13 protein-coding genes are annotated in these 11,445 nt (G+C 35.2%); 8 read left to right on the top strand and 5 right to left on the bottom strand.

The genetic code is table 11. The features are described 5' to 3' along the window. Positions 1-3 precede the first annotated feature (3 nt). The 4 genes from DDD_RS11415 to DDD_RS11400 are packed head-to-tail and all read left to right on the top strand — an operon-like array spanning position 4 to position 3,646. Positions 4-450, top strand: coding sequence for a sterol desaturase family protein (locus tag DDD_RS11415; RefSeq protein WP_041567123.1), 447 nt, complete (start codon positions 4-6; stop codon positions 448-450). Between the two features lie 3 nt (positions 451-453). Then, positions 454-1,917, top strand: a complete 1,464-nt coding sequence (gene crtD / locus DDD_RS11410) for a 1-hydroxycarotenoid 3,4-desaturase CrtD (protein ID WP_015363018.1) — start codon at positions 454-456, stop codon at positions 1,915-1,917. Further along, positions 1,914-2,534: a carotenoid biosynthesis protein gene (locus DDD_RS11405; protein ID WP_015363017.1), complete on the top strand. Its 621-nt coding sequence runs from the start codon at positions 1,914-1,916 to the stop codon at positions 2,532-2,534. The genes crtD and DDD_RS11405 overlap by 4 nt, the downstream gene beginning before the upstream one ends. After that, positions 2,513-3,646: a lycopene cyclase family protein gene (locus DDD_RS11400; RefSeq protein WP_041567122.1), complete on the top strand. Its 1,134-nt coding sequence runs from the start codon at positions 2,513-2,515 to the stop codon at positions 3,644-3,646. Before DDD_RS11405 ends, DDD_RS11400 begins: the two co-directional genes overlap by 22 nt. 5 nt (positions 3,647-3,651) lie before the next feature. Here DDD_RS11400 and DDD_RS11395 read toward each other — a convergent pair whose 3' ends face one another. After that, positions 3,652-4,581, bottom strand: coding sequence for an ion channel (locus tag DDD_RS11395; protein WP_015363015.1), 930 nt, complete (start codon positions 4,579-4,581; stop codon positions 3,652-3,654). Between the two features lie 19 nt (positions 4,582-4,600). Next, on the bottom strand, positions 4,601-5,215 hold the full coding sequence (locus DDD_RS11390) for a DUF3291 domain-containing protein (protein ID WP_236613374.1): 615 nt from the start codon (positions 5,213-5,215) through the stop codon (positions 4,601-4,603). Between the two features lie 179 nt (positions 5,216-5,394). Between DDD_RS11390 and DDD_RS11385 the strand changes: the two genes are divergently transcribed. The 4 genes from DDD_RS11385 to DDD_RS11370 all read left to right on the top strand — a co-directional run bounded on the left by DDD_RS11385 (position 5,395) and on the right by DDD_RS11370 (position 7,970). After that, a complete protein-coding gene (locus DDD_RS11385; protein ID WP_041567120.1) occupies positions 5,395-5,667 on the top strand; it encodes a DUF6364 family protein in 273 nt (90 codons plus the stop codon). Beyond that, the gene (locus DDD_RS11380) at positions 5,664-6,083 is read left to right on the top strand and encodes a PIN domain-containing protein (RefSeq protein WP_015363012.1); all 420 of its coding nucleotides are present in this window, start codon (positions 5,664-5,666) and stop codon (positions 6,081-6,083) included. The genes DDD_RS11385 and DDD_RS11380 overlap by 4 nt, the downstream gene beginning before the upstream one ends. Before the next feature lie 308 nt (positions 6,084-6,391). Continuing rightward, positions 6,392-7,255 carry an NHL repeat-containing protein gene (locus DDD_RS11375; RefSeq protein WP_015363011.1) on the top strand — a complete coding sequence of 288 codons (864 nt, stop codon included), beginning with the start codon at positions 6,392-6,394 and terminating at the stop codon, positions 7,253-7,255. Beyond that, entirely contained in the window at positions 7,212-7,970 is a 759-nt protein-coding gene (locus DDD_RS11370) for a T9SS type A sorting domain-containing protein (RefSeq protein ID WP_041567119.1), read from the top strand. Before DDD_RS11375 ends, DDD_RS11370 begins: the two co-directional genes overlap by 44 nt. Before the next feature lie 373 nt (positions 7,971-8,343). Here the strand turns inward: DDD_RS11370 and DDD_RS11365 are convergent, their stop codons facing one another. From DDD_RS11365 to DDD_RS11355, 3 genes are all read right to left on the bottom strand, one after another. Continuing rightward, positions 8,344-8,661, bottom strand: coding sequence for a type II toxin-antitoxin system RelE/ParE family toxin (locus DDD_RS11365; RefSeq protein ID WP_015363009.1), 318 nt, complete (start codon positions 8,659-8,661; stop codon positions 8,344-8,346). Between the two features lie 4 nt (positions 8,662-8,665). Further along, positions 8,666-8,905, bottom strand: a complete 240-nt coding sequence (locus tag DDD_RS11360) for a hypothetical protein (RefSeq protein WP_015363008.1) — start codon at positions 8,903-8,905, stop codon at positions 8,666-8,668. A 186-nt stretch (positions 8,906-9,091) separates the two neighbouring features. Further along, positions 9,092-11,359: an aconitate hydratase gene (locus DDD_RS11355; RefSeq protein WP_015363007.1), complete on the bottom strand. Its 2,268-nt coding sequence runs from the start codon at positions 11,357-11,359 to the stop codon at positions 9,092-9,094. Positions 11,360-11,445: the final 86 nt, after the last annotated feature.

Raw genomic sequence — 11,445 nt, 5'->3', positions numbered from 1 at the left:
GATATGGAAATAGCATTGTGGATCGTCATTTTTCTGGCAACCTTTTTCATTATGGAGTTCAATGCTTGGTGGATGCATAAATACGTAATGCATGGATTTTTATGGAATTTACATGAAGATCATCACCACAAAAAGCACAACAGCTGGTTTGAGAAAAACGACTTCTTTTTTGTCTTTTATGCAGTCATCAGTATAGGACTTAAAGTTGCACATAGTGAATTAGACTTATGGTGGTGCCTACCTCTCAGTGCTGGAATTCTCGCTTATGGGATTGCTTATTTTGTTGTTCATGATATCTTTATACATCAAAGATTTAAATGGTTGCGCAAGGCAAATAATAAGTATGCCAAAGGAGTTCGTAGAGCTCACAAAATGCACCATAAACATATAGGTAAGGAAGATGGAGAAAACTTCGGTATGCTCATCGTCCCGCTCAAGTATTTCAAATAACATATGAAAAATGCCATTGTCATAGGCGCTGGAATCGGTGGTCTTGCTGCAGCATTACGACTAAGACATCAAGGATATTCCGTTACGATATTTGAAAAAAATGATTATGCTGGTGGAAAACTTCATGCCATAGAAAAGGATGGTTATCGTTTTGATTTAGGACCATCTCTTTTCACTTTACCGCATCTCGTAGAAAATTTGTTTGCGCTTTTTCCAGAAGAAATAATTGATTTTGGCTATAAAAGTAAAGCGATTTCATTCCATTATTTTTGGGATGACGGTACTCTATTTAAAGCAAGTACAGACTCGTCACAATTCATTGAAGATGCATCAAAGGTATTTAAAGAAGAGAAGTCAACAATAAAAAAGTATCTCGCAAAAAGCAAATCAAAATACGAGCTTACTAAAAGCCTTTTTCTAGAAAAATCTTTACATAAAGCAACTACCTATTTTTCACTTGATACTGTAAAAGCTATCGTACACGCACCATTTTTAGGTTTAAATAATACCTTGAATGATGAAAACAGCAAGTTTAAAAACCCAAAACTAACGCAGCTCTTCAATAGGTATGCAACTTATAACGGTTCCTCTCCGTATCAAACTCCTGGAATTATGACCATGATTCCACATTTGGAACTAGGCTTAGGAACCTATTATCCTGATGGCGGTATGCACCGTATTTCTCAATCATTATTTGAATTAGCACAAAAAGTAGGTGTAAAATTCCGCTTTCGCGAAAGCGTAACTAATATCACCACCTCAAAAAATAAAGTTACTGGAGTAGAAACTAAAAACGGTTCTTACTTGTCAGATCTGGTTGTTTCTAACATGGACATTGTGCCTACGTATAGGAATCTTATGAAGGATGTGCCTGCTCCAGAAAAAACGTTGAGCCAAGAACGATCCAGCAGCGCACTCATTTTCTATTGGGGAATTGATCGAGAATTTCCAGAATTGGATCTTCACAATATTCTTTTCAGTGAGGATTACAAAACAGAATTTGAACATATTTTTGAACATAAGACATTAGCCCAAGATCCTACCGTTTACATTAATATAACCAGTAAAGAATCTAGTAATGACGCGCCGGCAGGTCACGAGAATTGGTTTGTTATGATCAACGCTCCTGGAGATTATGGTCAAGACTGGGAACAACTCGTGGAAGAATCAAAAAAGCAAATCATTGCAAAAATTAAGAAATGTCTTCATGTAGATATTTCAAAACACATTACAACAGAATATATTCTTACTCCTCAAGGAATTGAGAAAAATACGAGTTCTTATCGTGGAGCTCTTTACGGAGCGGCTAGCAACAATAAATTTGCTGCGTTTTTAAGACATCCTAATTTTAATGGAAAGATCAAAAACTTATATCACGTTGGTGGTTCGGTTCATCCTGGTGGCGGTATTCCATTATGTTTGTTGAGCGCACAAATAACGGCAGATTTAATCCAAAAGGAACAATGAAGTTAGCCGCAATTATATTTCTATGGATTATCCATGCGGCTGCGCTTATAGGAATAGCGCTAGGATATGAAGATTTCTTTTTACCTAAATCTCCATTCACATTAGTTTATTTATTCTTTTTGATGGTGTTTTTATTTAAAATAGATTCTCGCATCAAATTGATTCTTTTCGGAGTTTTCATGGTTGTAGGAATAGGCGTTGAATGGATAGGAGTTCATACAGGCAGCTTATTTGGAGACTATTATTACGGTAAAAACTTTGGTCCAAAAATAGACGGCATCCCACTTCTTATCGGAGTAAATTGGGCTATTCTTACCTTTATTACACATGTAATCGCAAGGCAATTTTTCAAATCGGCTATTGCTGTGATTACGGCTGGCGCTGCACTTATGGTAGGCTTAGACTTCTTCTTAGAACAAATTTGCGATTTCTCTGGCTTTTGGCATTTTGAAAATGGCGCAGGATGGTTCAATTACGTATGCTGGTTCATAATTGCTGCTGTTTTACATGCTATTTCATTTAAATTTAAGCTCAAAGGAAATGCGCTTATCTCATATCACCTCTACGGAGTTCAACTTATTTTTGCACTAGGATTATGGATCATCATTACGATATAGCGATTATAGGTATGGGCTGCGCAGGAAGTCACGTGGTGCAGGAATTGTTGCGTCGTAAAACAGACCTTAAAATAGTCGTTATAGACGATTTTAAATCAGATTCGTTAGATAAAACATGGTCTTTTTGGGAGGTGGGAAAAGGTAAATGGGATCATTTGATCTCTCATAGTTGGAAAAACGGGAGCTTCATCGTACCAGAGAATAGAATAGATTTTGGTCTTAACGATTATGTATATAAATCTATAGAAAGTCGTGATTTTATCGCTTTCGCGAAAGCGGAACTACAAAAAGCCTCCAATTTCACTTTAATAGAAGAAAAAGTACAACGAGTATCTGGTAAGGAATTAAGAACGATTTATTGCGATACGGTAGAAATAACAGCAAATCTCATATTAGACAGCCGTATAGACCCAGCATTTTTTAAAGACACAAATGCAACTACATTAAAACAGCATTTCAAAGGTTGGGTGATTAAAACAGAAGATCCAGTATTTGATCCACATCAATTTGTTATGATGGATTACCGGCTTAGGGATAAAGGTACAACGAGCTTTACATACGTCTTACCACATTCTGCCACCGAAGCTTTAGTAGAGTTTACTTATTTCTCTAAAGATGTCGTTTCTGATGAGACTTATGACAAATATCTCAAAGAATATATCAGTGATTTTTTAAAAATCGATGCTTTCACCATTCAAAAAACAGAACAAGGCATCATACCTATGACTACCTATAAGTTTGAAAGGCATCATGAAAAAAACCTTTTTAAAATAGGAACTGCTGGCGGCTGGGTAAAACCTTCTACTGGATACAGTTTTAAAATGAGTGAGAAAAAAGCTTATCAACTGGTAGATAATATAATTGCAAATCGCGACCTCAACTATAGAATGATTTCTAAGAAATTTAGATTTTATGATGAGATCATGCTAGATGTTTTGCATGGCGATAATGAACGCGGCGCTCAAGTATTTCATACGCTTTATAAAAAGAACAACATAAATACTATTTTCCGTTTTCTGGATGAAGAAACTAGTTTTGGAGAAGAACTCGGTATTATGTTACCCATGACTTCAAAACCCTTTTTAAGCGCTTTTTTCAGAAAGTTATTCTAAGTGATCTATTGAAGTTTATATTTTTCATACTTGTTTAAACCGCTTACATCTATATTTAATTTACCGTCATCGTGTTCGCCCAAATAAGTGAATTTTGCTCCCCAAACAATTTCATTTGCCTTATAAGAAGATCTCGAATATAATGTCTGGGAAGAAGATTCATCAAAGGCTTTAAGCATGACTATAAATTCAACATCTCTTTCTTGAAATTCCTTTTGAGTCATTTGATATAATGGACTAGATTCATCAATAGGATGAACAATAGTCCATACAGAAGGAAAGAAAAAGACCATATCTCTTTCTAATTCTAGGTTATGAAATTCTCTTAGTTGAGAGTCTTTCTTACAAAAAGAGACGCTCAAATCAGCATTTACTTCCAGTAATTCATTCTTCTGCGGATTCACCACTCGTATCATGAAACCATTAATATCTAGATAAGGCGCAATGACTCCTATATCGCTGTATTTTATTTTAGTTCGCGATTTTGAAAATCTACCGTATAATAATCCTGTTGCAAGTGCAAAGGTGAGCAATCCTAACATGGACTCAATCGCTGCTACAATATTTGCAGGAATTCCTATAGGAGCAACACGACCGTAACCCAAGGTGGTTATAGTTTGGGCACTAAAGAAAAAAGCTTCTGTAAATTCTTGCAAAAGCGTATTTCCTGAAGTACCGGTAAGGTTTTCCACTCCTATTGCCACATAAATAGAAGCAAATAAAATATTGATCACAAAATAGCCTATCAGTATATACAGAAAGAAATGTGACCAAGACATGGTGACTAGGTTGTGGAAGAAATTGAGTTTTTCAAAAAAAGGAATATTGGTTTTTACAATATTGAAGGAACCATCTTTATTGACAGCACGATAACCATCAGTTTCTGGCTTCTCACCAAGTCCAAAATCATTATATTTTTTCTCCTTCTCTTTCAATGGATACTTTTTGAAGCTCTTAGGCTTTTAGATCAGTAGGGATTTCAAAGTTAGACCAATTACCTGTTATTTGATAAGGCTGGAATCTGGTAAACATTTCTTCTTTGTACCATTGTAGCGCCTGCGTTTGTTGCACGGCATGTCTATGATTCTGACTGCGGTAGGCAAATTTCTTTAAAGCTCTTGCATCATTCCATAAACTGAAAGTAGCCATTTGTGTGACTGGTCGCTCTCCTACTCCAGCAGTAAACAATAAATTAGGATTATCGACTAAATCCAATTGCGAAGTAGGAACATAATCCCAAAACTTCTTCAACATGCTTATCTTAATCGTAGCTCTTGTTATAACCGATATGTACGAATTGTTTTCATCAAGCGAGTCACTAGCCTCAAACGGATTTTGCTTTGACCATTGTCCATGAGCTTTTATGCTTTTCATATAAAAAGTAAGTTGTTGCTCGCTATGGTTTTGGTAGCGTTTATAAAGTTTTGAGTTGGTAAGAAACTCTCTTGCTACCTCTTCATTATCCCAAACTTGTAACAATCCATAGACGCTCCAGTCTGGTTTAGGATCAAAATTCTCTTTTCCAGAACCTAATAATTTATAAAACTGTAATCCTTTTACCTTTTTCATAGGGCGATGTGCAAATTGCATCATTCCAAACGCCCATAGCTTTTGTTTTAGGTTTGGATAATTAAAAAAAGTAAGAGTTGTAATTTGTTGGGACAATGTGATCCTTTGATTTAAAGCGTTTTAATAAAAATTATTATCTTTACACGTGTCTTTTTTAATAAACTTTACACGTGTCAATAATGAATACTAAGTTAACGCTTACCATGGACAAAGCCGTTATAGAAATGGCAAAAAAATACGCAAAGGAAGAAGGTCGTAGTTTATCTGATCTCGTAGAAAATTATTTTAAAATGATTTCTAGTACTTCTAGAACCGAAGAGAAAATAAAGGAAGTTGCTGAAGATCCTACTCCGTACACTACAAGTTTGCTAGGAGTCATGAAATTACCTAAAGATTTTGATCCTGAAAAAGAGTTACAAGAACGCCGAGAAAAGAAGTATTTGAAAAAATGAAAAGTATCCTCATAGATTCTGATATTATTTTAGATGTTTTAGCTTACCGAGAACCATTTGTAAATGATTCTAAAAAAATTATTGAAATGTGTGAGTTAAATGAGATTTACGGTCATACCACACCTGTAATTTTGGCAAATGTGTATTACTTAATGCATAAACGTCTCTCTGATTCCTTATGTAGATCAATTATTAAAAATCTTTTAAACACTATCGACGTTTTACAAATAGGCAAACCTCAAATCCTACAAGCCCTGGACTCCAACTTCAATGACTTTGAAGATGCGTTACAGAACTATAGCGCTGAAGCATCTGGAAAAATAGACACGATTATTACCAGAAATATCAAAGACTATAAACACAGTCAACTAGCCGTTATGACACCAGAATTGTTTTTGAAGAGCGTTTTTAAATGAAGAGAGATTGACTACCTAACATGTTCAAATTACAAAATGGCATGAGAACATGAATATTATTTATAAACCGCATTGCAAATGCTTGACTAAGAACGAACGCGTTGCAAATGCGCGCGACGTTGTTTCAATATCTGAGAGCGCGAGCTTGGAAGACTTTTTTAAGTTGACACATTAATAAACAAACAGTTATAAAGAAAACAGCTACATTTGTAGTTAAAGTATAGAGTAGTTTTTATAGGTTCTATATATGATCAATAGACTGCTTCAAACCACTGCTTTACTTGCAACAAACTATCTAACTTCAGATTATGAAATATCTTATTACTCCTGTTTTCCTTTTTCTATTGACTATAGGAAATGCACAATCTTTTGACACCCAAAATTTCAATTCACCTAGTGGAAGGCAAGTGTTTGATACGTCAAATCGATACGAGAAAGGGCAAACAATAATGAAAAGGTCAGACGGTAGTCTATTATTAGGTATTACTTACGGTTCTGGCGCAAATAGTTTTTTGCAAGATTTTGAAATTATTTGTTTGAATAGCAATGGTACCAGATGTTCTAATTTTGGTACGAACGGAACGATTGATAGTGGTGTGAATCCCTTTGGAACGGTGACAACAATTTGGGCATTTGCAATTCAAGACAATGATAAAATTTTGTGTTTTGTAAGTAGATTTAGCGATCGTAATATTATGAGATTAAATGCTGATGGTTCCTTAGACACTACTTTTGGAACGAATGGTATAATGACCTATCTATTACCATCAAATGCTTTAGGAGGTGGTGTATTTACAATACTACCACTAGAAAACAATAATGGATTCTTACTATCAGCAAGTTACAGTACATTTGGACCTTCCTCTGACCATATTATTTATAAAATGGATGATAATGGATTGCTAGATCCTAATTTTGGGAATAACGGAATTTTAGAATTTAACTTTAATTTAAATTCAGAATACATTCGATCTAGAACAATTAAGCAGTATGATAATAATTCATTTATTATAGGATTAGAATTATCTAATGTTAGCATTCCGCAAACTTCTGCTTATGTACAGAAGTATGATTTTAGCGGTAATTTGATAACTTCTTTTGGAAATAACGGTAGTGTTATTTTCCCAGATGCTGTACTCAGTAGCTCTATGGATTTTTTTGGAAAACGGTAAAATAGGACTACTCGGAACATACAGTACATTTTTTTCTGGAACTGATGATGTTCTTAATGTAAGTGTTTTAAATGCTGATGGTAGTTTTGATACTACTTTTTCTCCAACAGGAATCAACACCTATCAAATTATACCTAGTCAAAATAATAGAGCAAATGATATACTTTTTCAACCAGATGGTAAGCTATTGATGATGTATCGATCTACACCATCTGGTGCTGGTTATAACAGTTTGTTAACTAGATTGAATACAGATGGAACAGTTGATACCAGCTTTGCACCTAGTAGTTTAGGTCATTCTAATAATAACTTTAGTCTTAATGCCAGCACCACCATTTCAGAGTTTTATGATATGGAGCTTATGGATGATGGTACGCTTTTTACTTTAGGATTTGGTAATAATTTTGCACCTACATGGTTTGATGCTGTTGTTATGAAAATATTAATTCCAGATGCAGCTTTGAGTAACGAAGATGTTAATACTATAGATTTTAAAGTATTCCCTAATCCAGCCAGCGGTATTCTTAATTTTCAAACTACCTTACCTATTGATAAGGTAGAACTTTATGATACTTTAGGTAGATTATTATCTACTCAGTTTCCTTTAGATTACAATTTGAGCCTAGAACATTTAAATAGAAAACAAAATGTGATTTTAGCTAAGTTTTATTCTAATAATCAAATCATTACTAAGAAGGTAGTTATTAAAAAGTAGTTGCTACTAATTCCGCTTTCGCGAAAGCGAAACTTTAACAAACAAAAAATGCCTCTTGAAAAATCAAGAGGCATTTGATATAATTTAAAGTTTTTTAAATTATATCTATATTTTTACTTGGATCTTGATGCGTAATAAATATAGAGTAAACGCATATTTCACGACGAGTATATTAATATGTAATAACATAAGGAAAACGTCTAAGAGGTAATTGTCAACTGTCGAGAGCGTCTCGCTAGTGACTTACTTAATTCAAATCTATTTCCATAATCGTATGATCGTCATTTCCATAATTTCATGCGCTGTTGTATTTGTAATCTATTGGATCTATGCCGAAACGAGCTTTGACAGGATTTTGATGGGTACAAAATTTTTATTCAAAACGCTCTAAAAGCCTTTTCAAGGTTTTAGGATTAGATTTATTATTCCAGAATAACAAAATATAAATTTGTTTATTCTGCTCATCTACAGAGAAGAAAAGTGTAGTTTGTTTTGAAATTAAAAATGAGCGTATTTTTGACTTCTTAGAGACTTTTCCTTGAATAGTACCTGTCGCTAAGGTAGTTATCGTTTGGTCTACCAAATCTATAAATTTCAAAACCTCTTGATTGTTCCATTTAAGTAGGATAAAATCTAATTCATCTTCAAAAGACGCATCAGCCAGTAAAGTCCACTCAACAATGTATTTCAACAAATCATGCACTATAGTTAGTTCTATGCTTGTTCATTACTTCTTTATGTGAAGTAAGGTCGCCACTTTTTATTTGTTTATGACTCAATTGTAACAAATCTTGAACTTCAGTAGGCAATTCATCATAGAAATCCTCTTCATTTTTTTGATATGCCTCATAAACAGACTTGATAATTTTTAATAATTTTTCGTCTGCATGGTTTGTATATTGAGCGATAAGATTTCTTAATTCTATGGTTTCCATGAGATTACTATTTATAATTACAAATATAACCATAATGAATGGTTCTGTTTCAACTACGTAAATATTCATTTAAATATTAAAACCTTAGTAAATCTTACTTCTGCAAAAAAAGCGAAAACCCCAACAAACAAAAAATGCCTCTTTAAAATCAAGAGGCATTTTAATTATATTTAGAAAAACAGTTTCTTAAGCTGCGTTGTCTTCTTTGATTTTGTTCAAAGCACTTCCTTTGCGGTACCACTCAATTTGAGCAGCATTATAAGTATGATTTGCTTTGATCGTGTCCTTAGAACCATCTTTATGAGTGATCTCAATAGTTAATGGAACATCTGGAGTGAAGTTAGCTAGATCTACAAAGTTGAAAGTATCATCTTCTTGGATCAGGTCATAATCTGCCTCATTTGCAAATGTAAGGCCTAACATTCCTTGCTTCTTCAAGTTCGTTTCATGAATACGAGCAAAAGATTTTACAATCACAGCTACCACTCCTAAGTGACGTGGCTGCATTGCTGCGTGCTCACGAGAAGAACCTTCACCATAATTGTGATCTCCAACTACTACAGAAGGGATACCAGCATCTTGGTATGCTCTTGCCGTATCAGGAACAGCTCCATACTCGCCATCTAATTGATTCTTAACAAAGTTAGTCTTCTTATTAAAAGCGTTAACCGCACCTATAAGTGTATTATTTGCAATGTTATCTAAGTGACCTCTAAAACGTAACCATGGTCCCGCCATAGAGATATGGTCTGTAGTACATTTACCGAACGCTTTGATCAACAATTTTGCATTGTTAACATCTGTTCCTATAGGAGTAAACGGCTCCAGCAATTGTAAACGTTCTGAATCATCAGCAACATCTACAACAACACTGCTTCCATCTTCTTGTGGAGCTAGGTAACCATCGTCTTTTACTTCAAAACCTTTAGGAGGTAATTCCCATCCTGTAGGCTCGTCTAGCATTACCTCATCACCGTCTTCATTGATCAGTTTATCTGTAATTGGGTTAAAGTCTAGTCTACCTGCAATTGCAATTGCAGCAACCATTTCTGGTGAAGCTACGAAGGCATGCGTATTAGGGTTACCATCTGCACGTTTTGCAAAGTTTCTATTAAATGAGTGGATGATTGAGTTTTTAGGAGCGTTTTTAGGATCGCTATAACGCGCCCACTGGCCGATACATGGTCCACAAGCATTTGTAAATATAGTAGCATCTACATTTTCAAATATCCCTAAAATACCGTCACGCTCTGTCGTATAACGTACTTTTTCAGAACCTGGATTGATACCAAACTCTGCTTTAGTTTTTAATTTTTTATCAATAGCTTGTTGGGCAATAGAACTAGCACGTGAAAGGTCTTCATAAGAAGAGTTAGTACAAGAACCTATCAATCCCCATTCTACTTTAAGTGGCCAGTCGTTTTTAGTTGCCTTTTCATTCATAGAACCTACTTCGGTAGCAAGATCTGGCGTAAATGGTCCATTAATGTGTGGCATCAATGTGTCTAAATCGATCTCGATTACTTGATCAAAATACTGCTCTGGATTTGCGTACACCTCATCATCACCAGTAAGATATTCTCTTACTTCGTTTGCAGCATCTGCAATATCAGCTCTTTCTGTAGCACGCAGGTAACGCTCCATAGAATCGTCGTATCCAAAGGTAGAAGTCGTTGCTCCTATCTCAGCACCCATGTTACAAATCGTTCCTTTTCCAGTACAAGAAAGGTTTAACGCTCCATCACCGAAGTATTCTACAATTGCTCCTGTTCCACCTTTTACGGTAAGGATTTCAGCAACTTTAAGAATAACATCTTTAGGTGCTGTCCATCCTGATAATTTACCAGTAAGTTTAACACCGATTAATTTAGGAAATTTCAATTCCCAAGCCATTCCTGCCATTACGTCTACAGCATCTGCTCCACCTACACCTATAGCAACCATTCCTAGTCCACCAGCGTTTACCGTGTGAGAATCTGTCCCGATCATCATTCCGCCAGGGAATGCATAGTTTTCAAGAACTACTTGGTGAATAATACCAGCTCCTGGTTTCCAGAAACCGATCCCATATTTATCGGATACTGACTCTAAAAAGTTAAAAACCTCATTAGAAGTATTCATAGCGCTTTGAAGGTCCATGCTCGCTCCGTTTTTTGCTTGGATCAAGTGATCACAATGCACTGTAGTAGGAACGGCAACTTTATCTTTACCAGCTTGCATAAATTGCAATAATGCCATTTGAGCCGTAGCATCTTGACATGCGATACGATCTGGGGCAAAATCTACATAGTCTTTCCCTCTAGTAAAAGGTTTACCTGGAGTTCCATCCCATAAGTGAGAATATAAAATCTTCTCAGCAAGTGTAAGTGGCTTACCAGTAATCTCACGTGCTTTATCTACACGAGCTGGCATCTCAGCATACACCTTTTTAATCATATCAATATCAAAAGCCATATATCTAGTTTTTATTTAATTTTTTAAGGTTTGCGAAGTTACAAAAATGAGACGTGAAATGAAAGCGCTATCCCACTAGTACAGCA

The sequence above is a fragment of the Nonlabens dokdonensis DSW-6 genome, from assembly GCF_000332115.1.
GTDB classification, from domain to species: Bacteria; Bacteroidota; Bacteroidia; order Flavobacteriales; family Flavobacteriaceae; genus Nonlabens; species Nonlabens dokdonensis.
The sequence above is the reverse complement of the archived record's forward strand: the minus strand, read 5'-3'. Positions and strand labels throughout refer to the sequence as shown.

Excerpts from the sequence above, each read along its gene's own strand:
- DDD_RS11415 (WP_041567123.1), top strand. The coding sequence starts at position 4 with ATGGAAATAGCATTGTGGATCGTCATTTTTCTGGCAACCTTTTTCATT.
- crtD (WP_015363018.1), top strand. The coding sequence starts at position 454 with ATGAAAAATGCCATTGTCATAGGCGCTGGAATCGGTGGTCTTGCTGCA.
- DDD_RS11405 (WP_015363017.1), top strand. The coding sequence starts at position 1,914 with ATGAAGTTAGCCGCAATTATATTTCTATGGATTATCCATGCGGCTGCG.
- DDD_RS11400 (WP_041567122.1), top strand. The coding sequence starts at position 2,513 with ATGGATCATCATTACGATATAGCGATTATAGGTATGGGCTGCGCAGGA.
- DDD_RS11390 (WP_236613374.1), bottom strand. The coding sequence starts at position 5,215 with ATGAAAAAGGTAAAAGGATTACAGTTTTATAAATTATTAGGTTCTGGA.
- DDD_RS11385 (WP_041567120.1), top strand. The coding sequence starts at position 5,395 with ATGAATACTAAGTTAACGCTTACCATGGACAAAGCCGTTATAGAAATG.
- DDD_RS11380 (WP_015363012.1), top strand. The coding sequence starts at position 5,664 with ATGAAAAGTATCCTCATAGATTCTGATATTATTTTAGATGTTTTAGCT.
- DDD_RS11375 (WP_015363011.1), top strand. The coding sequence starts at position 6,392 with ATGAAATATCTTATTACTCCTGTTTTCCTTTTTCTATTGACTATAGGA.
- DDD_RS11370 (WP_041567119.1), top strand. The coding sequence starts at position 7,212 with ATGCTGTACTCAGTAGCTCTATGGATTTTTTTGGAAAACGGTAAAATA.
- DDD_RS11360 (WP_015363008.1), bottom strand. The coding sequence starts at position 8,905 with ATGGAAACCATAGAATTAAGAAATCTTATCGCTCAATATACAAACCAT.
- DDD_RS11355 (WP_015363007.1), bottom strand. The coding sequence starts at position 11,359 with ATGGCTTTTGATATTGATATGATTAAAAAGGTGTATGCTGAGATGCCA.